Below are 24,605 nucleotides of genomic sequence, written 5' to 3'. Positions count from 1 at the left end.
TAAATCCGATCACAGGCTCTTGTCTAATTAGAAGTAAGACTTGCTCCTTTTCTAAATAAAAACATATCTTATAAAGTAATCCATTAGTTATATAGATTAATTTCCTAAAAAGGAGGAAAAAACATGAGCTTTGGTGGTAGTTGCGCTGGTTTCGGCGGTGGATTTGCTTTACTCATCGTGCTATTCATCCTTCTAATCATTATCGGATGTAGCTGTTGGGGTGGCGGCGGAGGGTTTTAAATATAATACGTATCCTTTTCGCTAAACTCTAAATGAATGAAATATGTTAACTAAAAACTATATGAAAACAGCTCATAATTGAGCTGTTTTTTCATACTTTCGTATGAGTTTATTCTCCTTCTATTTTGCGATTTCAATAAACAAAACATCGTTTACTATTGAATAAGAAAACGTTTTTACTAAGGAGGATTATAATGATTAAAGGTCTTTATGAAGCACATTTACCTGTCTGTAATTTAGAAATTTCGATACCTTTTTATGAATCACTAGGGCTGAAATTATATAAAAGAGACAAAGATATCGCCTTCTTTTGGATTGTAGAAAATGAAAGTTGGATTGGTCTTTGGGAAGGAAAAGAATACAAAGTCAATTATCATCCATCCTTACGACATATCGCTTTCCAAGTAAGCTTACACGATTTAGAAAACGCAATACACTGGCTCAAACAGAAAGGAATTCCAGCGCGAAAAGACTTTGGAATGGAGCCAATTGAGCCAATCGTTTTTCCAGAATTAGCACACGCCTCCGTATATTTTAACGATCCTGATGGAAATAGTTTAGAATTCATTGCACAATTACCTGTTGGACTACCTAAAGCAGAGAAAATGTATTTAAGTGAATGGAAAAAGCATGTACAAACATCGCCAATAGATAGGGATTAATTTTTATGTCAGTGCAATCAGTTTCTTATTCCACACTTCTTAGAACAAATAAAAACTTTAAAAAACTATTTTATGGTCAAACATTAAGTGTACTTGGGGATTGGTTTCATACTGTCGCTTTATTAACACTCGTCTATAGCATAACAGAATCTTCATTTATGTTAGACTCACCTTTATGAGCAAAGGGTTACCTCAACTTCTTCTGAGTCCATTCATAGGCGGAATTGTAGACCGTTTTTCAAAAAAGAAAATTATGATTTTTACCGATAGTTTACGAGGAATTATCGTCCTCACTTATTTATTAGCATTCTACAAAATTGAAATTATTTTCGTTTCTAACATATGCTTATCAGTACTCTCTTGCTTATTCGAGCCTGCTAAGCAATCAACTCTAAAAAATATCGTACATCAAAAGCATTTCGTAACCGCTAACTCTCTTTCTAGTACAATCAAAGGTTTTATGTCTATTATGGGAGCTTCTTTAGGTGGGCTCATTGCACAATCTTTAAGTATCGAGATTGCCTTTTTTATTAATAGCCTATCATACTTTATTTCAGCCTATATTATTTATAAAATAAAGATCCCTTCTCGTGACACTTTTAGCAAGAAAAAAGCGTTTTTCACTGATATAAAAGATGGTTATACATACATATTACAAAGCAAAATTATTTTAACATTAATTCTTGTCGGCATTTCATGGGGCATTATTGGAGGTGCCTATCAGTTACTTCTAACAATCTATGCCGAAAGAATCTTCCACACTAACATTGGTATTTTATATGCGGTTCAAGGGGCTGGACTTATGATTGGCAGTCTCCTCGTTAATCTTTATATGTCTAAAAATGAAGACAAAATGAAAAGAGCATTTGGTTGGGCCTATTTACTACAAGGAATTTTCTTTCTCGGATTTATTCTATCCGATCAACTTATTATCGGTATCATTACATTACTCTGTATGCGTATAGCAGGAGGTATCATCGTTCCACTTGATACGACATTACTACAAACGTATACGCAAGAAAACATGATTGGTAAAGTTTTTTCATTTCATTATTCCATCTACGGATCGCTTATTCAGTTATCTATGTTTATTACAGGATGGTTTTTAGAAATCCTTTCTCCTCAAGTGATTGGTAGCTTGTTAGCTATATGCTGTATTTTTGTTAGTTTTATATGGCTTTTCTTGTTTTATCGCGGTGAGCTTGGTGAAGAATCTATTGATAATCAATAGATTCTTCACCAAATTTTATTTGATCTCATTTATTAGCGCTGCGTAACAATACAATTATTTGAAAATGTCAACCATATTCGTTAATGGGCCCTATACGTGAATGCTATTTGAGAAGAAACTAAGTATTTATGTTAAAATAAAAGTAAGCTTGTGAAACATTGCACTTATGCTATAGGCTCAAACTAGCTAAATTCGATTTTCATGGTATTAAAATATTTATTGTATTTGATTAAATAGGAGGGCTATTTTGGAGATTACATTAAGTTTCATATGTATTATATTGGTGGCTTCTGTTTTGCAAACAAGTACAGGTTTTGGCTTTTCCATAATGGCAACACCTTTTTTACTAATGTTATTCTTACCACAAGAAGCTATACAAATTAATATTATTTTATCATTAGTTATTTCAATATCACTCATTTGGAAAATAAGAATGGACATTGACTTTATTCTACTGAAAAGGTTAACTATTGGAAGTATAGTTGGTGTACCTTTTGGTATTTTACTCTTCATTTCCATTAATATAAACGCTTTTAAATTAGCAATTAGCATCCTGCTCTTACTATTAACATTGATGCTAATATGCAACTTTAAGGTTAAATCAACACCATTTAGAGATTTTATAGTTGGTGGATTATCAGGGCTTTTAACGACCAGTATCGGTATGCCAGGACCACCCCTGTTACTTTACTTTACAGGAACTGATACGAAAAAAGAGAAGTTGAGAGCAACTACTTTAGCTTTTTATCTATTTATATATTTCATTAGTCTACTAACTCAAATACTCTTTACTGGCACAAACAAAACAATTTGGGAATCAAGTTTTTATGCTATTCCAATCGTATTTCTAGGTTTGTATATAGGTCAAATTATTTTCAAATGGCTTAATCAACGGATTTTCAAAATATTTACGTATATCCTTTTAAGTTGCACGGGGGGGTATCTTCTTATTGAAAGTTTGAACTTGTTATAGAGGGTGCTTTAGATAGTGCACAATAATAGATAGGTTCAAACGAAATTATTGTTGTATTTTTAAGTACGGTGCAGTATTTCACTCCAAAAATAAAATAACTTTATTTTCAGTTTACAAGTACTAATCCACTAGTAATTCTTTCATAAGTAGATCATTTGAAAACTACAAGATCCTTTTAATACTAATTAAACGATAAAAAGCGGCTATTATGCCGCTTTTTATTTTTATATTAAATATGGTAAAGCTAGAAGGCTACCCATTGCTATTACAAATACACTAAAGAAAATCATCCAACCTTTTTCTAAATCTGTATACTTTCCTACTTTTACTCCGCGTTTTTTTAACTCCATAATAATCATTGCAATTTCATGTGCATACGCAACACTTCCAAATTGTATATAATTGTTATTATATTTAATCTCAAAGACATTTTTCATTTTTTTATGTTGCGAAATGGATTGTATATCCTCTATTGGCATACTATGTTCATTTGTCTTTTTAAAATAGCAATCTAACCCTTTCATTATCACTCTTTTATTCGTTAAAACGATATAATAATAAAAGGTAGCTCCTGCGTATAATATATTCGGTATGACTTTACTATTTACCATACATCCTTCGTCTACTAACAGTTCCTTCTCGATTTCTTCATCAGCTTGTAATTCGTTGCGAATTGATTCTTCTAACATTTGTACAGTTAATTTTTTTAATAGTTCTCCATTTCTTACATAATACTTATCTATATTTATAGAATCATTCGCTTCTTTCTCTAAACGTGTAATTTCTTCTTCTGAATATTGGAGCTCATTTAACATCGATAATAATCTTTTATCCATATTACACACTCCCTTTCCACAGTTTTTGAAGTTTTTTCTTTCCACGAGAAATTCGATTGTATATATAGTCAGCCGTTACTTTTAATTCTTTCGCAATATCGTCAATGGAATACCCATCAATATACCTCTTTAAAAAGATATAACGATCCTTTGTATTTAAATCTTGTACGAGTTCCATAATCTCTTCTTCTTGTTCTATTTCATACCTATCATGGATACTTGTATCTATTTCTACGTCTTTATCGATTTTATTCTCTTTATATACTTTCTTTTTATATTCCAATGCCTTTAATTTAGTAATACCAATCATCCAAGATTTTAAGTTTCCCTTTTCTATATCAAATTGTTCGATATTAAACCAAATGATAGTAAATACATCATTATAACAATCATCCACATATTGTTTTTCAATAGGGGTACTTAATGATTTATGAATAATGTACAAAATTAATTTTCCATATTGATCAATTACTTCTTTCAAAGCATCTTGATCGCGTTTTTTCATAGCTATAATTAAATCCTCTTCAGAATCGAAAATCATAAACATCTTCCTTCCTCAGTTCCCCTTTAGCAGCTGCTTTTACTTACTATTGGCATTTCATTCTCATTTTCTATCACTTTTGTAAAAATTTATTAATTTTTATTTTCATTTTATATAATAACAAATAAAAACCGAAGTTGAGAAAGCGAGTCTCGCTTTCTTAGCTTCGGTTTTGCATGTGATGTTATAACTTAAGCTAACATCTCAGGTTTGCCTTTTTACTTATTTCTTATTTAATCCTTTTTCATTTAAAAACTCTTTCATATGCATTCTTTTCTCTTTGGACATAAATGAGCTCATTGATTCCGTCCATGTTACGTTTTTTTGATTTGACGATCTTTCTTTGTAATACGCACTCATCGTTTCATCATATTCGTTTAATAATTCATCATATTTCTTTTCATCGTATCCATTTTCATGAAGAATGGCCGCTACCGGTAAACGCGGCTTAACTCCATGCTCTTCATTTGGTACGCCCACTGTCATTCCGAATACCGGATATACTTTATCCGGTAAGTAAAGCAATTCACTCACTTCTTTCGGGTTATTACGAATTCCGCCAATATAACAAATGCCGTATCCTAATGATTCAGCTGCAAGTGCTAAGTTTTGTGCAAATAATGAGGCATCTACTGTTGCTACAATAAAGTCCTCTACTCCCTCATGTTTAATTTCTGTTCCATGTTTCTCACATGCAGTTTCTAGACGTTTTAAATCCGCACAGCATACAAAGAATGCTGCGCAGTCTTTCACATGACGATTCCCGGATAATTCAGCTAGTTTAACCTTTAGTTCCTGATCTGTTACATATATAAGAGAATACGCCTGTACAAAATGTGAGGAAGCTGCATGCTGCGCAGCTTGCACCATTCTTTCTACTATCTCTTTTGAAATTGGTTCTTCTTTATATTTACGAACTGAAACGTGTTGCTCCATTTTATGTATCATCTCATTCATAAAAACCACTCCTTTTTTCTCTTCATAATAAAAAATTAACATATCTTTTTCATTATTCACAACTTATAAGCAAAAAAAGAGCACTCCTTTGTGAGTTGCTCTTTTTTAAATACATATTAATATGGTAAATGAAATTATATCGACTTTACACACATAACGACAATGTTAAGCTGCTTTCAACACTTTAATACCTTTAACAATATTCCAAATGAAGTAGTAAATTCCTACAAGAATAAACACTGCATACGTTATAACCATCCCAATTCCAACGCTCTCAGACTGATTGAAACTTAAACCGTATACTCCTGATAAAGCTAACCCTCCAAATAAAATTGCATATGGGAAAACATGTGACCAAAATGCTTTTTTCGCATGATATTTCACTTCATCTTCCGCAACGAAGTAAACAATAATTGGTAGTAAAAATGGTGCAAAAAAGATACTAAAATAACATAGCGAGGATAAAATATTATTTCCTTTCATACGATTCACCTCTAAAGTTTTTTGTTACCTTCATTATGTCAGGAAACCTTTCCAGAAACTATCGCTTTACCTTTCATGAACATGACATTTTTGTAAGATTTCCCTCGAAATAAATCCCGCCTCAAATTTTGGGCGGGATTACTTTAACTATATTCGATTCATAAACCAATATTGCGTAATCGCTAAATATTCTCGTACATTCGATGGAATGATAATTGGCTTCGGTGTTTTGGCCGGAAGCCCTTCTAATTGCAAACCTTGTTTTGCAGCTATTTTTTTCGCTCTAAACATATGGAAATCGTTTGTTACGATCATACCTTTTTTCATATTGGCTGGAATTAACGGTTTTGAGAATTTAATATTTTCATCTGTGCTCGTCGACTTATCTTCCATTATAATGCGGTCTTCTGCAATATTTTGTTTCATTAATCCTTGTTTCATCGCTAATGCTTCTGTAATATCTTCACCTTTTCCTTGGCCTCCAGATACAATAGCAATTGTTTTATCATGTAATTTTAAATACTCAGCTGCTTTATCAATACGATATTGCAATGAATACGAAGGTTTTGTTCCATTTACTTTCGATCCTAGTACAATTATATAATCCGCATCATCAATTGCATTCATATGCCCATGCTTATAAATGTTATATTGTAAAAACCCCGCATATACGGCGCAAATCATTATAACAACTAAAATATACTTGATTATTTTCTTCTTTCTCATATCCATATACCCCTATTCCCTTTACTTCCTTCATCATAATATCCATTTATTCGTTTGTATACAGACAAATTCCAATTAAGCCTAATTTATCCTCCAAAAGGTAATATTTCTATTAATTTCGGGAATAGTAAGTACAACTTCGCACGAAGGAGTGTCCCTATTGCTTCTCTTTTTATGTAACGTATCATTCTTTTTCATCTTATTTTTACTATCACTTAAGCTACTTGGTAAATCTGCATTAGCACAACTAACTCCTCATGATTTTGGGGCTATTATCTTTTTATCTTATTTAGCTTTTCAAGCCATACCAGTCGCTGGTGCTTTACAAGCATTTCTCGGTATGGTCGTTATTACATGTTTGCATTTGCTTCTTACAAAATTAAGCCTACTCAACAAACTAAATCGTTTTATTCTCGGACACCCCATTATTTTAATTAAACATGGTGATATTATTTTTGAGAACTTACAAAAAAGTAGATATCCGATCCCTGAATTGCTTTCTAACCTTCGCGTCGCAGGATATCCAAGTGTTCATGAAATTGAGTATGCGATATTAGAAGCGAATGGAGCTATTAGTATTTTACCAAAAAGAGAACTTGTGCCTCTGACTCCAAAAGATTTGAATATAAATGTTAAGTATGCAGGCTTACCAATTGCTCTTATCGTTGATTCACAAATTCAATACGATAACTTAAAATTAATCCATAAAAATGAAAAGTGGTTACATGCAGAGTTAATGGAGAAAGGCGTTACAAATATTAAAAATGTGGCTTTCGCTTCTGTGCAGGAGACAGATGGATCCTTTGCAATTAGTTTAAAAGAATGAAAAAAAATCCCCTTACTTGTTCAAGGGGATTTTCTTCACTATATTGCTTTTTTCTCTCTCGCCATGTTTAACGGAACAGGATGTTTCATACGATTCATCGTAAATACGATAATTGCTGTCAATACTTCCGCTACTGGCATAACGAGCCAAATTCCGTTTATACCAAATACTTTTGGCATAATCCATAACAATGGGATAACAAATAGTAAACCTCGGCTCATTATTATAAGTACTGATTTTTTCGTTTGTCGCACTGATTGGAAATACTCTCCATACACAATGTTATAGCCTAAAAATACATATTGAATAAAGAATAAACTAATACCTGTTAACGTTAACTCCAATAGTTCTGGCGATTGAACATTAAATAAACCTATAATATATTTCCCAAAGAATAAACCGACAACAATCGCAATGCCTCCGAGTACAAGCGCAATTTTCACAGCAAACTGTAATCCTTCACGCAATCTTTCTGATAAGTTTGCACCGTAATGGAAACTAGCGATTGGTTGTAATGCTGCACCAACACCGAAGAATAATAATAATGTCATTGCATGAATACTATTCACCATCGCATAGGAAGCGACTCCTATTTCTCCTGCATATTGAACGAATGCAATGTTAAAACCGATTGTTACGATTGCAACTGTACTTTCTGCTGTAAAACTTGGGAAACCGATCACCATAATTTGTTTAACCGTATCCCATTCAAAATGGAATTTCGTCCATTTTAAAATACTACTTTTTCTAAAGAAGTGAGTTAATAATACAAGGAAACCAATTGCCGCCGAAAGAATAGTAGCTGAAGCAGCACCAGTTACACCCCATCCAAAGATGAAAATAAAAATATAGTCGAACACTATATTTAATACAGCCGTTACAACAAGACCTGCCATTGCTAAATTAGGATTTCCGTCATTTCGTATAAATGTACTTAAAATATTTTCTAAAACGTATATCATTCCAAATGTTAATAACACCTGTAAATAGTCTAATGCGTATGGTAAAATCACTTCATTCGCACCAAATAAATATGCTAAATCTTCTATTCTCCATAAGCAAATAGCCGCTAAAACGCCAACGATAACAACTGCTACTGTCATAGATTGAGTAAAGATAGACCTTGCTCTTTCCAGTTTATTTTCACCTAGTGCAATGGAATATAGCGTTGCTCCGCCCATTCCAATCCATAATGAAATAGAGAAGAAAATTGAAAATGCTGGAATAGCTACGTTTACTCCGGCTAAACCGTTCGCTCCAACTCCTCTACTAATCATGACTGCATCAATCACAATATTAACCGACATTAATACCATCCCAAGAACAGCTGGTATTAAATACGTAATAAATAAACTTTTAATTGGTTTTTCTCTTAATTTTTCTGTTGTTTCCATCATATAAATGCTCCTTTTTCAATGCTCTGTTCACAGTTTAAACCTTCAAGTTACTTGAAGGTCAATAGAGAATCGAAAAATATATAAGCCTATTTTTTAACAACAGGTATTTGAATTTCCGTTACTTGCTCCTTCGGATTTTCTGTTACGGACCAATCAATTAATGCAAGTTCCAGTGCATCTCCGCACACTTCATATCCTTCGTTATCAATGTGCTTTAATAATTCCGTATACGTTGCGTCTGTTTCTTCATATGGTCCATGGTGATAAGAACAGGCAAATATCCCTTCTTTTATTTCATCTGAAGTATGCGCTTCAAAAGGCATGTAATCCAATAAAATAAACACACTGTTATATGCTTGAAACTCATTTTGCATTAATGCTTTTTTTGAAACTGTTACACCGATATCACCTGAAAATAAACTATTATCAATTTGCTTCATATTTTTTTGCAACGAATGGATATAATATTCAAACATATCATCCGTTGTATTTGGTGCAACTGCAATTGCTGTAATTTTTCGTTTCGGTATCTTTTTATAAATAATTTGATTTGCTTCAGATTTCGTCGCTTTCTTCATTAAATGGATTTTATGTTCCATTTTTGCCAAAGCATACTCGATTTCTCTTTGTTTTTTCAGCATCATTTCTTGTTGTTTTTCAAGTAAATTCAGTGCATAAGATGGATTTCGTTCATCAATATATTTCTTTATTTCCTTTAACGGGATGTTCAATTGGCGTAAAAATTTAATCGTATCTAATAGTGAAAACTGATCAATTGTGTAATAACGATAATTGGTTTGAGGGTCAACAATTGACGGATGAAAAATCCCTTTTTCATCATAATAACGTAATGTAGATTCCGCTATATTATGCATTTTCGCCATTTCCCCAATTGTAAAACGTTGATTTAATAACATTTTTCTTTCTCCATTCATTATATGTAAACTTTATTACTTCCTATTATATATCTATATCCCTCGTTTCTAAAACGAATCCTCTCAAGAAAATCTGCTATTTTTTCATTGATTTTTAATAAATTTTATTATATATTAATTACAGGTTCAAATTACAAGTTCAAAAGAACTCGTAATCAGACCCTTTGTTTAATGGATCTTTACATATTATCATTAGGCAAATTCCGAGAAATCGTATGATAAAAATAAAAAATGATGAGGAGAGGATCAAATGGAATTCGAATTTTTCTTTCAGATTGCACTTATTTTATTAAGTACAAAGCTCGCTGGTGACCTTAGTGTTAGATTAGGTCAACCTTCTGTACTCGGTAAATTAATTGTTGGTATCGTTATCGGTCCAGCTATATTCGGATGGATTGAAAATTCAGAGCTTCTAACACAATTAAGTAATGTCGGAGTTATTCTTTTAATGTTTATGGCAGGACTTGAAACAGACTTAGAAGAATTAAACGCAAATCGTAATTCTTCTTTAGCTGTTGCACTTGGAGGTATCGTTCTTCCATTCGTAGGTGGTTACGTTGCCGGTCTTGTTGTCGGTATGGAACAAGGGAATGCTGTCTTTTTAGGATTACTTCTATGTGCAACAAGTGTTAGTATTTCCGTTCAAACACTTCGTGATTTAGGTAAAATGAAAACACGTGAAAGTACGACGATGCTTGGAGCCGCTGTATTTGATGACATTCTTGTTGTTATTTTATTAGCATTTGCAATGAGCTTCTTAGGCACAGATGACGTTAACTTAACAATGATTATCTTGAAGAAAGTAGTATTCTTTGCTTCTATCATTTTAATTGGTTGGAAAGGTGTTCCAGCAATCATGCGTTGGTTATCACCGCTTCGCGTATCTGAGTCTATCGTTAGTGCTGCGCTTATCATCTGTTTCTCATTCGCATACTTCGGCGAACTATTAGGAATTGCTGGTATTATCGGTGCTTTCGCAGCTGGTATCGCTATTTCTCAAACGAACTACAAACATGAAGTAGAAAAGAAAGTAGAACCAATTGCTTACGCTATGTTCGTTCCAGTATTCTTTGTTAGTATCGGTATGAATATTACATTTGACGGTATTGGCGATCAAATTTGGTTCATCTTAGCATTAACAGTTATCGCTGTATTCACAAAACTAATCGGTTGTGGATTCGGTGCACGAATCACTGGATTTGATGCAAAGTCTTCTGCAATTATCGGTGCTGGTATGGTTTCTCGTGGTGAAGTTGCACTTATCATCGCAGGAACAGGACTTTCTTCTGGCCTATTAGCACAAGATTACTTTACAGCTATCGTTATTGTCGTTATTTTAACTACAATGATTACACCACCAATGTTAAAATACACTTTTGGTGCAAAAGATAAAGCAATGAAAGCAAGTAAATAAGTTTCATATAATAAAAGGAGATTGCTATCTTATAAGATAGCAATCTCCTTTTTCATTTTATCTTTAAACAATTCCATTCATTTTTAACCAGTTTTCAAACATAGTTCGCGCTTCTTCATCATCGATATCATTACTAAATGAATACACCTTAATGCCATAATCATCTATATATTCACCTAGCTTCATTTCCTCCACTTTTTTGTAAAAATCATCTACCTCATAGTGTGGAATATAGGCATCCCAAATTGGTTCATTTATTCTTTTGTACGCTGTCACTTCTAAATCATATCCATCTTCATAATATCCGATGTGATAATGTTTGTTAGGATCATATTTCTCCATTAATATCCCTTCCTTTAAAAAGCTATCCTATTTCACGTAATAAACAAAAGCGAGCTGTATATTACAGCTCGCTCAATTAATTAAATACGCTCCATCGCCGTCTTCAACGTACCAACAACGAAAGCAATTTCTTCACTTGATATAACGAGCGGCGGTGCCAATGTTAAGACATTATTATATCCAGCTGTTGTCATACCGTTACGCCCAATAATGAGCCCTTTTTCTTTACAAGCATTTACAACACTTGCAATTTTGTCATTATCAATTGGTTCTTTCGTCGCTTTATCATTTACTAGTTCGATTCCAACTAATAACCCTTTCCCTCTAATATTTCCAACAAGCGGATGTGCCCCAATTTCTTCTTTTAATTGATTTAATAAAAGTGAACCCATTTGTGCAGAGCGCTCAATTAAATTTTCATTTTCCATAATCTCTAAGTTTTTAAGCGCTAATGCACAAGCCGCTGGATTTCCACCAAATGTATTAATATGGCGGAAGAATTCATATTCTCCTGTTCCTTTAAATGCCTCATAAATTTCTTTTTTTACAGCTGTTGCTGATAATGGTAAATATGCGCTCGTAATACCTTTTGCCATCGTAACGATATCAGGCTTAACGTCATAGTTCATAAACCCAAATGCTTTTCCTGTACGCCCGAAACCACAAATAACTTCATCACTTATAAGTAGTGCTCCGTGTTTTTGACATGTTTCGTGAATTGCTTTCATATAGTCTTGTGGTGGCATTAAAATACCTCCGCCTGTAATAATTGGCTCCATAATAAATGCTGCTATCGTTTCACTTAATTCCCATGTCATAACACGATCTACTTCTTTTACGCATTCTACATCATAAATATTTTGTGATTCCATTTCTGGCATGCGGTAACAATCTGGAGGCGTTACATGTAAAAAACCTGAAGCGAATGGCTCATATTGGTATCTACGCTGTGCTTGTCCAGTCGCTGCCATCGTCGCCATTGTGTTTCCGTGATAACCACGATAACGTGACATAAATTTGTAACGATGCGGTTCACCTTTTTGAGCATAATATTGTCTTGCTATTTTAAAAGCGGTTTCATTCGCTTCTGATCCACTATTAGAGAAGAAAATAACATACTCTCCACCAAGCCACTCGTTTAACTTTTCAGCGAGCTTAATTGCTGGTTCATGTGATTGTGACATCGGAAAATATGATAATGTTTGCAATTGCTTATAAGCTGCCTCTGCAAGCTCTTTTCTTCCATATCCGCTATTTACACACCAAAGACCACTCATACCATCTAAGTATCTTTTTCCTTGTATATCTTCAACCCAGCACCCTTCTGCTTTTGCCCCTACCATTGTACTACTTGGACTAAAGGGACGCATTCCGTGCCACACATATTGCTCATCTTTTGCTAATAATTCATCGGTTTGTTTTGTCTTCATCATTTCTTCCACCTTCCATAACAACTTATTTTTCACAAAGCTGCGCTGGTGCCATGATGAGTTAAATTTCTCCCTGCCTATTTTCATTCCACAAACACAAGACAAATCCTACCAAAATTAAAGTAATATTTATAAGAAAATGTCAAAAGAAAGAGGAGCTTTTCTTATATTTCGAAAAGCTCCTCTTTTTTAATGCGAAGATGCATCACTAATACCATGACCAGTATTAGATTTCACAAGAATTTCATCAAATTTCGCTGCATCTTCTTTCTTACTAGAGAAAACAGTTCCTAAATATGCTGCAAGAAACCCGAGCGGGATCGAAATAATTCCAGGTGTCGTATATGGGAATATCGCTTCTCCAACAAAAATAGCTTTTCCAGCTACTGGGTTCCAAACATTTGGACTTAACGCTACAAGAACAATCGCTGATACAAGACCAACAATCATACCAGAAATTGCTCCTGTTGTATTAAAACGCTTCCAATAGATTGTAAATAATATAACCGGTAAATTTGCACTCGCTGCAACCGCAAATGCTAGTGATACTAAAAATGCTACATTTAATGTTTGAGCAAATAAAGCAAGTATAATAGATACTATCGCTACTCCAATAGACGCATAACGAGCCATTGACACTTGCTCTTTTTCCGTTGATTTTCCTTTACGGATAATCTCATTATAAAAATCATGCGCGAATGCTGATGCTGCTGTTAACACAAGTCCTGCTACTACAGCTAAAATAGTTGCAAAAGCAATTGCTGATACGAAAGCAAATAAGAAATCTCCGCCTAATGCTTTTGCTAATAAAGGTGCTGCCATATTACCAGCAGGGTTTGCTTTAATAATCGCCTCATTTCCTACAAACGCTGCTGCTCCAAACCCTAAGAAAATTGTCATAATATAAAACGCGCCAATTAACCACGTCGCATATACAACAGATTGACGTGCAGTTTTTGCATCACGTACTGTAAAAAAGCGGACAAGAATATGTGGTAATCCCGCTGTACCAAGGACTAGTCCTAAATTTAAAGAAAGTGTATCAAGACCATCCTTATACTTTACTCCTGGATTTAAAAACGAATCTTTTAATGGAGTAGCTGTTTTCATGTGAGCGAACATTTCAGTCACACTGAAATTAAATTTGGAGAAAACGATAACAGAAATAATAAATGTCCCTGCCATAAGTAGTACAGCCTTTACAATTTGAACCCAGCTCGTAGCTGTCATTCCTCCAAAAATAACATACACAGTCATAAGTGTACCTACGATTAATACAGATGTTGTATATTCAATACCTAATAATAGTTTAATAAGTGCACCCGCACCAACTAATTGTGCAATCATATAAAAAATTGAAATCGTCATCGTATTAAGCGCTGCTATACCACGAACTTTTTTCGCATCAAAACGTGCCGCAATCATATCCGCTAACGTGTACTTCCCTAAATTTCTAAGCGGTTCTGCGACAAGATATAGAACAACTAAATAAGCAACTAAAAAGCCGATACTATAAAAGAACCCATCAAACCCAGTTAACGCTATCGCTCCGGCTATACCAAGAAATGACGCAGCAGACATGTAATCCCCAGCAATAGCCAGACCATTTTGCCAGCCAGTTAATCCCCCTCCAGCCGTATAAAATTCACTCGCATTTTTCGTTTTTTTTGATGCAAAATAGGTTATGACGAGCGTACCAAGAACAATAATTAAAAATAGTGCAAACGCAGTAGTATTCAAATTCAGCCCCTCCCTTTTTGCATATCTTGCAGAATTTTTTGCGAAATTTCATCAAAGGATTCGGCTTTCTTGCTGTAAATCATACATAATGACCATGTCATAATAAATTGCGCAAAAGCAAATACCCATGCCCATGTCACATCACCAAATGCCGGTGTATTAAGCACCTTTGAATACGATGTTAAAATAGGTAGTGCTATAAAAAAACTTAAAAAGAAAATACTCATCGGAATGATAAACTTCTTTTTCGTATTTAATAACAATTGAAACTCTTCAGACTGAACAACTTCTGTATAATTCACCTCATTTTTTAACTTACGTGCTGACGTATCATCTCGTTTCATTCTCTGGTCCCCTCTCTTAACTTAAAATACAATTCACCTTGCATACATAAATACTAAATTTTATAAATATTCAGAAACTTATTTTCATTTTAGACAATCCGTACATTCCTGCAAAGATTTTCCGATAGACATTTTTCGTCATTTTCTCCTAAATTTTCAATATACTTTTTTAACATAAAATTTGATTGATTCGATTAAACTTTTATTCCCATTAAAATAGAAGAAAGAAGTAGTGCTTATCGCACTACTTCTTTCTTTGTCTCCTTTTCTAAATTACGAGCTGTTTCACTTAATTCAACGTCTTTTCCATCTTTAAGTGTTCTAAATATAAAATCGAATACTGGATTTGAAACTCCGAACCAAAACTTTTCATTTTTATAATGGTGTAATATGTGCTGTTTTTTTAGCCATCTTCCAAACTTAGTGAAGGGACGAATCGGTTTATGTGCAATATAATGTTTCCATTCATAAACGAGGAGCATGATAATCATTCCGATTCCGAATGAAAGTGTAACAGTAACACTTTTTGTAATACCATACGTTATAAGTAAATATATAGTAAAGCTAGGTATACTAAACCATACAGGCAAAAATAAAAGTTTTAAATCATCTGGATATACGTGATGATCATAATGTAATCTTCTTAACATTTTTAATAAAAATGCGTTTTTAGGCGGCTTTAAATGGAATAAAAAACGGTGTGTCATATATTCGTTAAACGTATAAAAAACAATCCCAAACATACACGCTAACATACCAATCCATGTAAAAAATTGCATTTTTAAAATAATAATAAAAATTAATAGAACACTATACATAATAACAATATCATGTTGTAAAAAAAACTCTTTCACCACTCTCTTCATCTTACTTCCCCCTTTTCCACCAAAACAGCCGCAACATATCGTTACGACCATTTTTTTCTATTTCATTCTTATTCTATTCACTTTACAAATTTGCCTGCTGTTCTATTGTCGAGAAAAAAGTGTTCGGACCAAATATATTTTGCTTCGGAATAATGTGTTCTACTGCAAACACTGTTACTTCTCCTCTTTGTACTTCTCCAATAATGAGACCAAATACTTCATGATTTACCGCAAACGTTGGTTGTTTCGTTTGCAGTAACCTTGCTGCATTTTTAAATACCGCTTCATATAGTGGATTCCTATCAGTAATTTCTTTTCGGATTTTTGGTGCTAAAGTGATGATAATTTCTTTTCCGTCAATAGTGGTTCGATACATAAAAATCTCCCCTTCAATCTTATATGAATAACTGTAAAGCTTTGTATGCAAAATGGATAGAATATCCTACTAAAATAATACCTGCTCCGGCTGTAATATAGCCAAGTGCTTTTTTCTTTAATAAAGTTCTTCCAAAATGTACAGAAAAAGCAATATTTAAATTCCACAAAATAATACCAATAATAATACAAAGACTGTACAAAAAAGCTTCTTGTTTCGTTACCTTTGTAAGCAACGAACTAAGTGTACTTCCATATATACCAAACCAAAAAACGAGATTTAATGGATTGGATATCGCAATTAGAAATCCTGCCATAAAAGATTGTTTAAGTCCACCTATCTCTTCTTGTTTATATTCCATATTAGAGTGAGAAATTCCTTGTTTTACACTTTGAAACCCTAAATAAAACAACAAGAAAAAACCAGCGCAATACATAAAAGCTTGTACATATGTATACATAAACACAGAAGATAAACCAAAATAAATAAGCAGCATAAACAAAATATCAGCAGTCATTCCTCCGATTCCAACAATCCACGCATGCCAAAATCCACGTTCAATTCCTCGTTTTAACATTTCAATATTAATCGGACCTACAGGTGCAGCTAATGAAATACCTAATACTATTTGTTGTATAATTGCTCCAAACATCACTCTATCCTTTCTACTTCTTTTACTATTAAGTAATGATGCAAATAAAGAAAATAGACTAGCTTTCATAAAAATTATTCAATAATACAATACCCTTTTTTATCCAAAATATGCAAAAGAGCCATCCAGTTGATGGCTCTTATTTCTCTACCCTATGATGAAAAGGACATTTACCTTTAATCGGCTCAATATCATCCCCTATGAAATATTGTTTCCATTCACGATGATTAGGATCGCCGTAGTGACTAATGTTAGGGTGCTTCGGCAACTGATCCCACTTTTCAACTCGTTCACGGACCATTTGTCTTGAATACGACCCTTTAGGACGATCTCCTTCTAATCCATCGAAAATAGTTCGTGGCTGGAATCCAATAACGAGAGAATTTCCTAAATGCCTAGTCTTTCGCTGTTTATAAGCTGGCGCATTCCCAAATGCAAATATTGGTTCACCACCAAATGAAAATTCCCATAAATGATGGTCTGGATTTTTCGGGATTTGCTTTGGCCATAATTGATTATCTTGTTCATGCAAATATTGTAGTACTTTCCAAAAATAATCTCGATAATATTCGATTGATTTTTCTTCACATTCCGGTTCCACAAAAAGAAAAAATCCTCTTCTTACAATCGGCCGCTCTTTCATTAGCTCCAAAAAAGTTAACATTGTATTGGGCAAATGACTCCAATCATTATGAGAGAGAAATGAATAACGAAGTTCATTCTTCTTCAAAGCTGTTAAACCGAAATAACACGGGAAGGTTGGTTCTAACACGACACTCGAAAAATCATGAAATTCTTTTGCAACCCAATTCGGTATGTCGACTCTATTTTTCATCCCTTCATTATCTAATAAATAAGACTCATCCATTCTTTCACCTCATTATGTACAGCATTCACTTAAGAATATTACATACTCGGCTTGTCCTATACCTTTTTAAAAATTCAAGAAAAAATTAATTCAAAATACAAAATTTTTAAAACGCTTACTTGACTAAATTCTACCAATTCATGTATATTTAAATTAATCATTTAGCAGAATATTCGAGAATATAGCATTTTTTATTTTTATTATTTTTTTAATGAATTTCACTAAATGAAAAAAGGAATCGTTTTTAGGAGGAATTGTGACATGCAAGGAAAAGTAAAATGGTTTAACAATGAAAAAGGTTTTGGATTTATCGAAATGGAAGGCTCTGAAGATGTATTCGTACATTTCTCTGCTATTCAAAGCGACGGCTACAAAGCTTTAGAGGAAGGTCAAGAAGTATCTTTCGACATTACTGAAGGAAACCGTGGACCTCAAGCTGCTAACGTAGCAAAACTTTAATCCCACATATGACAGGAGGTTACCTTACTTGGTAACCTCCTTTGTTATTCCTTTGTATATTTCCGTTTTCCAGAGCAAAAACTATGTGAAATGCGCAAAATACAAAGGAGGCAATAACAATGGGGTCACATGTAAATGATTTTGAAGAAGTAAAATTCCGTGTAGAAACTGCACAAAAAATGGTAGGTTCTGCAACAATTTCAATGGATCCAGACACATTAGAGCATGCCACTACTGCAGTAGAATCGGCTCGTTCTCAGCTTGAAATCATGAAATCCGTTGCAACGGATTTAGATGAGCCATTTCTAATGAATGAAGAAAAAAAATTAAGTAAATGCGAGCATCAATTACATGAAGCGAAGCACTAAAAAACATCCAGAGAAAATTCTCTGGATGTTTTTTTATGACAATTGCTCCCCATACTTTTTCAACTTCTCTCCAACCGTACATTGCCGTATACAAAAAGAATGGGCATAGTATTTACTATGATTTTTCCGATTATGTTCCTGCAGGAAACACCCTCCGCAATACGTTTCTAATAAGTCATTTACCTCTGTAATGAGTTGCTTCTTCTTCACGTGTGCACCTCTCTATTCGGTTATTTCTTTATGACTATCAATTGTCGTCCCTTCTAATGCTTGCGCTGCTAATTGATGTGCCTCTTTATTTTGCTTTCTAGATATCGGTTCACAAATAAGCTTTAATTTCATTTGCTTCGCTTTTTGTTCAATTTGATCTAAGTAATGATTTAAATGTTCATCATAGCAAGGCCATTCACCAGCTAATTGCTGCAGTACAACTTGAGAATCTCCACGAAGTGTAACTGCTTCATATTTAATTCCTAATTCCTCGAGTGTATTCATCCCGTATAATAATGCTGCATACTCCGCTTCGTTATTATCATATATGCCTTCTATGTATGCATTGCGACGAATTCGGTAATTTGTATTTCCTTTTTTATAGTATACACATATACCAACCCCAGCTTCTTTCGTCTGTACATCATAACCACCATCAAAATAAACTTGAATTTCTTGCGGGTCTTCCTCCACTTGCTTACTCAGTTTTTTCATTTCTTTTAATGACCATTCCGCGTCCATTTCATCGAAAAATAAAAGTTCTTTCACCCTACCTGTTTTCTCAAAATCCTCCGCAAATTGAAGTACTTCTTCTATGTTCATATAATCTGTTGTTAATTCAGTTTGTAAACCACGCTTCGTTTTATACAACCAATGTATTTTATATTTCATACTAGATTCCCCTTTTATAAGACTTCTTATATTTATTTTATTATATTTTATCAAGAGTCACAGTATTATATACAATTTAATCACAGACAAAAAGAGCCATCCTAAGTAAGGACAGCTCTTTCATCTATTGCATAAATCTTTCAAATTGCACTCGCTTATTAATCCAGTACATTACAGGCATACCAATTGCCATTACAACAAATTCACCAACTGCACAAGTTAGCCATGTCAATAAAAATGGCAGATCAAACGCAAGATGAAGTTCAATTGCAATCATAAACATTGTGACTGTAAAAATAACTGTATTAAAAATCATACGAGCCCAAACACCTTTAATGAAGCGCATAGAAATAATAGTTGCAAGTAATGCAAGAATGGATTGCCCTACTCCAAATACTAAATCATAAGCGATCATAGGTGAGAAAAAGAGATTCGTTAAAAATACACCTAATACAATCCCGTAAATTGCTTTCTTATTGAATACAACGAGATGATTAAACATCTCTGAAATACGAAACTGTACACTGGTAAAGCCAAATGGCTGAATAAGCATGGAAACAGCAATATATAATGCCGCTAAAATACCATTACCGACTAATGTCCTTATATTCATGACAAAATCTCCTTAGTTTTTTTACGTGGGATGGTTTCGAACCACGTTATTCGTTTTTAAGCAACAAGATTATATTTTACTCAATAGGCACTCTTTCGTCAATAGATTCCTATCATTTACTACCTTTTTTCTTTTGGACAACGTATAATAAAACATATGAAAGATTTAGGAGGTTTCACTTCATGACAGCAACAATTCAAAATGAAAAAGTGATCGTTTCCATTTCTGACAAAGGTGCAGAATTACAAAGCGTTCGCTTAAAAGAAGATAACACTGAATACTTATGGCAAGGCGATTCTACTTATTGGGGGCGCCGCGCACCAATTTTATTCCCAATTGTCGGCCGATTAGTAGATAATACATACTACGTAGATGGTAAACCATATTCTTTAACACAACACGGCTTTGCTCGTGATCTTACATTCTCTGTAAAAGAACAAAGTGAAACGAATATTACTTATATTGTTACTAGTAATGAAGAAACATTAAAAAAATACCCATACGAATTCGAATTACTCGTTTCTTATGAGCTAGATGGACAAATCGTTCATGTAACATATGAAGTAAATAATCCTGCTTCAAAAGAGATGTTCTTCTCAATCGGAGCACATCCTGGTTTCAACTTCCCCTTATTAGAGGGCGAATCATTTACTGATTATCATTTAGCATTTAATGGTTCTGAACGCTTAGAAACAAGCGTATTAGAAGGACCTTATCTTTCAAGTAAAAAGCAATTAATCGCTGAAAATACGAATGAATTACCACTTACATACGATTTATTCAAAAATGATGCACTTATTTTTGAAAATATGAATACGGATGAAATCTCTATTCGTTCTCATAAACATAATAAATTTGTAAAAGTAGAATTTGACGGATTCCCATTTGTCGGTGTATGGACACCAGGCGAGAACGCACCTTTCTTATGTATTGAACCTTGGTACGGGATTGCTGATGAAGTAAATCCGGCAAAAGATTTCAAGGAAAAAAAAGGAATTCAATCTTTACAAACGAATGAAACATTTACATGTCGTTATAGTATTACAATCGGCTAAGTCACTCTATCCCCTACTTCAAAGAAACATATAAGTAGGGGATCATCTTATAATTTGGAGGTTTCTCATTTTGATTGAAGTATATATTGATGGTGCATCAAAAGGAAATCCTGGTCCTTCTGGTGCAGGAGTGTTTATTAAAGGGGTGCAACCAGCTGTACAGTTATCATTGCCCCTTGGGACAATGTCCAATCATGAAGCAGAATACCACGCTTTACTTGCGGCATTAAAATATTGCACGGAGCATAATTATAACATTGTCTCTTTTCGTACCGATTCGCAGCTTGTCGAGCGAGCTGTCGAAAAAGAATACGCAAAAAATAAAATATTTGCACCACTATTAGAGGAAGCACTGCAGTACATAAAAAGTTTCGATCTCTTTTTTATTAAGTGGATTCCAAGTAGTCAAAATAAAGTTGCTGATGAATTAGCTAGAAAAGCTATCTTACAAAATTAACGGGGGTATGAGTGTGAAAAAAGATTGGGTTGCTCCTCTTGCTTTATTATTTGTCTCTTTTATTTGGGGAGCTACGTTTGTTGTCGTTCAAAATGCTATGTCTTTCGTTGGTCCATTTACTTTTAATGGTATTCGCTTTTTATTCGCTGGAATTATTTTATTATTCGTTCAAATGATTTTCTCAAAAAGAGCTTCAAAACAAGATATAAAACAGAGTAGCTTCGCTGGATTAATTGTTGGATTCTTTTTATGTATTGGCTATGTATTACAAACATTCGGCTTACTTTATACAACTTCTTCAAAAGCTGGTTTCTTAACAGGGCTTAGTATCGTTATGGTACCAATTTTGTCTTTTATTTTTTTAAAACAAAAAGCTACCATTTTTATCGTAATGGGCATTGCTGTAGCAACAGCAGGTTTATACTTATTAACGGCTGGTGATTCTTTTCAATTAAACATTGGAGATATACTCGTTCTCGGTTGTGCAGTTGCTTTTGCTGCCCATATTCTTGTTAACGGTTTCTTTTCTAAGAAAATATCACCTTTATTACTAAGCACCTCTCAAGTATTAGCTGTCGGTATATTTTCTTCTATTTGCGCTTTTTTGTTTGAAGATTGGGAAAAATTATTTTCAGTTTCACTATGGACGAATCAATCCTTTTTATTCGCTCTATTTCTAACTTCCCTATTTGCGACATCCATTGCTTTTTTCATTCAAACATCGGCACAAAAACATACTTCTCCAACAAGAGTAGCAATTATTTTTGCAATGGAGCCCGTTTTTGCTGCATTAACAGGCGTTCTAGTTGCAAACGAACAACTTTCTATTTCTGCCATTATCGGTTGTTTATGTATTTTCCTAGGCATGGTTTTTGTTGAACTACCTTCTAAAACGAAAAAAGAAGCGCGGGCTGCGTGAAGTTACGCTTGTAACTTCCGCATAAAAGCCTTAGCGCTTTTTTTATCTGTAATTTCTTCTTCTTTCAAGCGTTCTAATAACGCAACAAAATAACTGCCATCAAACTGTAATTGATGTTTAATCGTCGCTTCTATTGCTACGTTCACAATCCCATCAGATGCACCAGTATATCCTTGTCCGAACATAATAAATCCTTGTGCTTCCTCTGATAATTTAAATCCTTTCGTATGTAAGAATGAAAGATAATCTTCTACTGTTTGCATGATATTCCCACCTACTCAAAAATTCTCCACTTCCTATCATACATGTTTTTATACTCTATGAGAATGAAATTTATTTGACAACTTTGTAAATCTATCGTCTACTTCTTAGAAAAAAGAGGAGTTCCTTACAATATAAAAGAATATGTAAAGTGGAATTTATTTTATATTAAAGGGGATATCGAATGAAACAAGCACTATTAATTATCGATGCTCAGCAAGAATTAATGGATGGAAATGAACAAGAAAATGAAGTTTTTCGTAAAACCGAGCTATTATCTACACTAAATACAGCCGTACAGAAAGCAATAGATTCAAATGCCCTTATTGTTTTCGTAAGAGATATCGATGTTGCTTCTGGTAGCGGAGAAGGATTTGAAGTACATAATCAAATTAAAGTACCTCAGTCTGCAATCCTTATTAATAAAGCAGCAACAAACGCATTCTATGGCACTTCTTTACTTGAACTTTTAAAAGAAGAGAAGATTAGCCATATCGTTATCGGTGGATGTAAAACAGAACATTGCATCGATACCGCCGTTAGAACAGCAACTGTACAAGGATTTGACGTTACATTAATTAAAAATGGTCATTCCACAACTGATTCTAACGTGTTATCTGCAGAGCAAATTATTGGTCATCATAATAAAACTCTACATGGACATTATAACGTTGATCATTTTTCAATGGTTAGAGATGTCGAGGAAGACCTTTTTCAACCTATTCATGATCAATATCGCGATTAATTTGGCTATAAAAAAGAATCCTTTTCACAAAAGGATTCTTTTTTATCCAAAAATTTGCGCTGCAATACTGTATAGTTCTCCATTTCTTTTCAAAAATTGATCACTATTTTTTATCATAATTGGTGGGGTATTAACCTTTTGAAAACCAGTAATCTCTAATTCTTTCATGAAACCTTTCTTTCCTTCTGGTACATCAATTCTTAATTTACCATGATGCTCTCTTGCTAAATAATGTACCATTCTCATTGCCATCGCATCATTTTTAGCAACGACCGGCCCTATTATTTTATTTTCTGGCGTTTGTATACTTAAACCGTAACCTAATACATTTTGTTGTGCATCCTTTGTAACAATACATTGTTCACTTTGAATAATTCGATACTTTAAAAACTCTTCTCTATTTGTTCCAAATGCATCTTTATCTATTTGTATTATTTCTTCTAAATCACGTTCTTCATAATTCACAATATACTCTTCATTTCCTACACAATGGTAATTCGCATTGTACGAGTTACATATGTATTTAGAAACATAACTAACAGCCCTGAATCCTAGTTTTTCATATAAAATTTTTCCCTCATCCGTGGCAATAAGCATAATGGGGGTTTGAGTTAATACGCTTTTCACACATAAATCCGTTATTATCTTTCCAATCCCTCTTCCTTTATAATCTGGATGTACAATTACCATTCCAATTGAGGCTAATGTCTCCCCGTATAGTATAATTGCTGCGCTAGCAATAAGCTCTTCTCTCTCATTTACTACACCATATACTATACCCGTATTCAAAATCATCTCAATTTCCTCTCTGTTGTAATCCCAGCCAATATGAGAAGATAATGCTACAATATCCTCTATTTTCCCTTTCCTAAGACGCTCCACCCTAATCTCCACTTCAATCATTCCCCATCTCCTTCTTTAGACGTTTGAACCATTCTGCATGAATCAACTTGTACATGTTTCCCTTTATCACTCACACACATATCCTATTTTGACCAAGACCATAT

General features: G+C 33.7%; 31 protein-coding genes, 1 pseudogene and 1 riboswitch. Of the genes and pseudogenes, 12 read left to right on the top strand and 20 right to left on the bottom strand.

Annotated features, from left to right (window positions below; translation table 11 throughout):
• The first annotated feature begins 123 nt into the window (after positions 1-123).
• The 4 genes and pseudogenes from LCF45_RS08220 (at position 124) to LCF45_RS08205 (ending at position 3,106) form a co-directional block, all read left to right on the top strand.
• Entirely contained in the window at positions 124-240 is a 117-nt protein-coding gene (locus LCF45_RS08220) for a YjcZ family sporulation protein (protein ID WP_000007805.1), read from the top strand.
• Positions 241-434: 194 nt separating this feature from the next.
• The gene (locus tag LCF45_RS08215) at positions 435-902 is read left to right on the top strand and encodes a VOC family protein (protein ID WP_002135366.1); all 468 of its coding nucleotides are present in this window, start codon (positions 435-437) and stop codon (positions 900-902) included.
• A 5-nt stretch (positions 903-907) separates the two neighbouring features.
• Positions 908-2,133: pseudogene (locus tag LCF45_RS08210) on the top strand (MFS transporter).
• A gap of 247 nt (positions 2,134-2,380) precedes the next feature.
• Positions 2,381-3,106: a sulfite exporter TauE/SafE family protein gene (locus tag LCF45_RS08205; protein WP_002126547.1), complete on the top strand. Its 726-nt coding sequence runs from the start codon at positions 2,381-2,383 to the stop codon at positions 3,104-3,106.
• Positions 3,107-3,330: 224 nt separating this feature from the next.
• Here the strand turns inward: LCF45_RS08205 and LCF45_RS08200 are convergent, their stop codons facing one another.
• The 5 genes from LCF45_RS08200 to LCF45_RS08180 form a co-directional block, all read right to left on the bottom strand.
• A complete protein-coding gene (locus tag LCF45_RS08200; RefSeq protein WP_063226111.1) occupies positions 3,331-3,942 on the bottom strand; it encodes a PH domain-containing protein in 612 nt (203 codons plus the stop codon).
• Position 3,943: 1 nt separating this feature from the next.
• On the bottom strand, positions 3,944-4,489 hold the full coding sequence (locus LCF45_RS08195; protein WP_063226112.1) for a sigma-70 family RNA polymerase sigma factor: 546 nt from the start codon (positions 4,487-4,489) through the stop codon (positions 3,944-3,946).
• Positions 4,490-4,705: 216 nt separating this feature from the next.
• Entirely contained in the window at positions 4,706-5,440 is a 735-nt protein-coding gene (nfsA, locus tag LCF45_RS08190) for an oxygen-insensitive NADPH nitroreductase (RefSeq protein ID WP_002126543.1), read from the bottom strand.
• A gap of 165 nt (positions 5,441-5,605) precedes the next feature.
• On the bottom strand, positions 5,606-5,923 hold the full coding sequence (locus LCF45_RS08185) for a magnetosome magnetite crystal formation protein family (protein WP_002011879.1): 318 nt from the start codon (positions 5,921-5,923) through the stop codon (positions 5,606-5,608).
• A gap of 147 nt (positions 5,924-6,070) precedes the next feature.
• On the bottom strand, positions 6,071-6,607 hold the full coding sequence (locus LCF45_RS08180) for a YdcF family protein (protein ID WP_306475273.1): 537 nt from the start codon (positions 6,605-6,607) through the stop codon (positions 6,071-6,073).
• A gap of 202 nt (positions 6,608-6,809) precedes the next feature.
• On the opposite strand from LCF45_RS08180, the gene LCF45_RS08175 reads away from it, so the two are divergent.
• Positions 6,810-7,475 carry a DUF421 domain-containing protein gene (locus tag LCF45_RS08175; protein WP_002126540.1) on the top strand — a complete coding sequence of 222 codons (666 nt, stop codon included), beginning with the start codon at positions 6,810-6,812 and terminating at the stop codon, positions 7,473-7,475.
• Between the two features lie 38 nt (positions 7,476-7,513).
• On the opposite strand, the gene LCF45_RS08170 is transcribed toward LCF45_RS08175, so the two are convergent.
• Both LCF45_RS08170 and LCF45_RS08165 read right to left on the bottom strand, forming a co-directional pair.
• Positions 7,514-8,869, bottom strand: a complete 1,356-nt coding sequence (locus LCF45_RS08170; protein WP_003188403.1) for an MATE family efflux transporter — start codon at positions 8,867-8,869, stop codon at positions 7,514-7,516.
• 89 nt (positions 8,870-8,958) lie between these two features.
• Positions 8,959-9,789, bottom strand: coding sequence for a MerR family transcriptional regulator (locus tag LCF45_RS08165; RefSeq protein ID WP_002086530.1), 831 nt, complete (start codon positions 9,787-9,789; stop codon positions 8,959-8,961).
• Between the two features lie 268 nt (positions 9,790-10,057).
• On the opposite strand from LCF45_RS08165, the gene LCF45_RS08160 reads away from it, so the two are divergent.
• Positions 10,058-11,221 carry a cation:proton antiporter gene (locus LCF45_RS08160; RefSeq protein ID WP_002011888.1) on the top strand — a complete coding sequence of 388 codons (1,164 nt, stop codon included), beginning with the start codon at positions 10,058-10,060 and terminating at the stop codon, positions 11,219-11,221.
• 63 nt (positions 11,222-11,284) lie between these two features.
• Here the strand turns inward: LCF45_RS08160 and LCF45_RS08155 are convergent, their stop codons facing one another.
• The 8 genes from LCF45_RS08155 to LCF45_RS08120 form a co-directional block, all read right to left on the bottom strand.
• The gene (locus tag LCF45_RS08155) at positions 11,285-11,563 is read right to left on the bottom strand and encodes a DUF3986 family protein (RefSeq protein ID WP_002186254.1); all 279 of its coding nucleotides are present in this window, start codon (positions 11,561-11,563) and stop codon (positions 11,285-11,287) included.
• Positions 11,564-11,643: 80 nt separating this feature from the next.
• Complete coding sequence (locus LCF45_RS08150; protein ID WP_002126530.1) at positions 11,644-12,993, bottom strand: aspartate aminotransferase family protein; 1,350 nt, start codon at positions 12,991-12,993, stop codon at positions 11,644-11,646.
• Positions 12,994-13,182: 189 nt separating this feature from the next.
• Entirely contained in the window at positions 13,183-14,733 is a 1,551-nt protein-coding gene (locus LCF45_RS08145; protein ID WP_002011892.1) for a solute symporter family protein, read from the bottom strand.
• Between the two features lie 2 nt (positions 14,734-14,735).
• Entirely contained in the window at positions 14,736-15,077 is a 342-nt protein-coding gene (locus tag LCF45_RS08140) for a DUF485 domain-containing protein (protein ID WP_002011894.1), read from the bottom strand.
• A gap of 236 nt (positions 15,078-15,313) precedes the next feature.
• Complete coding sequence (locus LCF45_RS08135) at positions 15,314-15,943, bottom strand: sterol desaturase family protein (protein ID WP_002126527.1); 630 nt, start codon at positions 15,941-15,943, stop codon at positions 15,314-15,316.
• 82 nt (positions 15,944-16,025) lie between these two features.
• Positions 16,026-16,319: a hypothetical protein gene (locus tag LCF45_RS08130; protein ID WP_002011898.1), complete on the bottom strand. Its 294-nt coding sequence runs from the start codon at positions 16,317-16,319 to the stop codon at positions 16,026-16,028.
• A 19-nt stretch (positions 16,320-16,338) separates the two neighbouring features.
• Positions 16,339-16,971, bottom strand: a complete 633-nt coding sequence (locus LCF45_RS08125; protein WP_078203023.1) for a LysE family transporter — start codon at positions 16,969-16,971, stop codon at positions 16,339-16,341.
• A 139-nt stretch (positions 16,972-17,110) separates the two neighbouring features.
• Positions 17,111-17,839 carry a YqcI/YcgG family protein gene (locus LCF45_RS08120; RefSeq protein ID WP_002030884.1) on the bottom strand — a complete coding sequence of 243 codons (729 nt, stop codon included), beginning with the start codon at positions 17,837-17,839 and terminating at the stop codon, positions 17,111-17,113.
• A gap of 261 nt (positions 17,840-18,100) precedes the next feature.
• On the opposite strand from LCF45_RS08120, the gene cspB reads away from it, so the two are divergent.
• The gene (gene cspB / locus LCF45_RS08115) at positions 18,101-18,298 is read left to right on the top strand and encodes a cold shock-like protein CspB (RefSeq protein WP_002011904.1); all 198 of its coding nucleotides are present in this window, start codon (positions 18,101-18,103) and stop codon (positions 18,296-18,298) included.
• Positions 18,299-18,417: 119 nt separating this feature from the next.
• Complete coding sequence (locus tag LCF45_RS08110) at positions 18,418-18,666, top strand: DUF2564 family protein (protein ID WP_002011905.1); 249 nt, start codon at positions 18,418-18,420, stop codon at positions 18,664-18,666.
• 33 nt (positions 18,667-18,699) lie between these two features.
• Here the strand turns inward: LCF45_RS08110 and LCF45_RS08105 are convergent, their stop codons facing one another.
• The 3 genes from LCF45_RS08105 to LCF45_RS08095 all read right to left on the bottom strand — a co-directional run bounded on the left by LCF45_RS08105 (position 18,700) and on the right by LCF45_RS08095 (position 20,161).
• The gene (locus LCF45_RS08105) at positions 18,700-18,876 is read right to left on the bottom strand and encodes a zinc-finger domain-containing protein (RefSeq protein ID WP_002011906.1); all 177 of its coding nucleotides are present in this window, start codon (positions 18,874-18,876) and stop codon (positions 18,700-18,702) included.
• Between the two features lie 12 nt (positions 18,877-18,888).
• A complete protein-coding gene (locus LCF45_RS08100; RefSeq protein ID WP_002126525.1) occupies positions 18,889-19,548 on the bottom strand; it encodes a ribonuclease H family protein in 660 nt (219 codons plus the stop codon).
• A 124-nt stretch (positions 19,549-19,672) separates the two neighbouring features.
• Positions 19,673-20,161, bottom strand: coding sequence for a QueT transporter family protein (locus LCF45_RS08095; RefSeq protein WP_002011909.1), 489 nt, complete (start codon positions 20,159-20,161; stop codon positions 19,673-19,675).
• 6 nt (positions 20,162-20,167) lie between these two features.
• A riboswitch (PreQ1 riboswitch) is annotated at positions 20,168-20,212 on the bottom strand.
• 131 nt (positions 20,213-20,343) lie between these two features.
• Between LCF45_RS08095 and LCF45_RS08090 the strand changes: the two genes are divergently transcribed.
• From LCF45_RS08090 to LCF45_RS08080, 3 genes are all read left to right on the top strand, one after another.
• Complete coding sequence (locus LCF45_RS08090; protein ID WP_002126520.1) at positions 20,344-21,216, top strand: aldose 1-epimerase family protein; 873 nt, start codon at positions 20,344-20,346, stop codon at positions 21,214-21,216.
• 70 nt (positions 21,217-21,286) lie between these two features.
• On the top strand, positions 21,287-21,673 hold the full coding sequence (locus LCF45_RS08085) for a reverse transcriptase-like protein (RefSeq protein ID WP_002011911.1): 387 nt from the start codon (positions 21,287-21,289) through the stop codon (positions 21,671-21,673).
• Positions 21,674-21,686: 13 nt separating this feature from the next.
• Positions 21,687-22,592 carry a DMT family transporter gene (locus LCF45_RS08080; RefSeq protein WP_002126516.1) on the top strand — a complete coding sequence of 302 codons (906 nt, stop codon included), beginning with the start codon at positions 21,687-21,689 and terminating at the stop codon, positions 22,590-22,592.
• 2 nt (positions 22,593-22,594) lie between these two features.
• Here LCF45_RS08080 and LCF45_RS08075 read toward each other — a convergent pair whose 3' ends face one another.
• Positions 22,595-22,855, bottom strand: a complete 261-nt coding sequence (locus tag LCF45_RS08075; RefSeq protein ID WP_001195213.1) for a DUF6123 family protein — start codon at positions 22,853-22,855, stop codon at positions 22,595-22,597.
• Between the two features lie 182 nt (positions 22,856-23,037).
• Between LCF45_RS08075 and LCF45_RS08070 the strand changes: the two genes are divergently transcribed.
• A complete protein-coding gene (locus LCF45_RS08070; protein ID WP_002186259.1) occupies positions 23,038-23,598 on the top strand; it encodes a cysteine hydrolase family protein in 561 nt (186 codons plus the stop codon).
• Positions 23,599-23,640: 42 nt separating this feature from the next.
• Here the strand turns inward: LCF45_RS08070 and LCF45_RS08065 are convergent, their stop codons facing one another.
• A complete protein-coding gene (locus tag LCF45_RS08065; RefSeq protein WP_002126512.1) occupies positions 23,641-24,501 on the bottom strand; it encodes a GNAT family N-acetyltransferase in 861 nt (286 codons plus the stop codon).
• Positions 24,502-24,605: the final 104 nt, after the last annotated feature.

The organism is Bacillus sp. 41-22 (assembly GCF_025809295.1).
GTDB classification, from domain to species: Bacteria; Bacillota; Bacilli; order Bacillales; family Bacillaceae_G; genus Bacillus_A; species Bacillus_A mycoides.
This window is presented reverse-complemented; position numbering and strand designations above follow the sequence as displayed.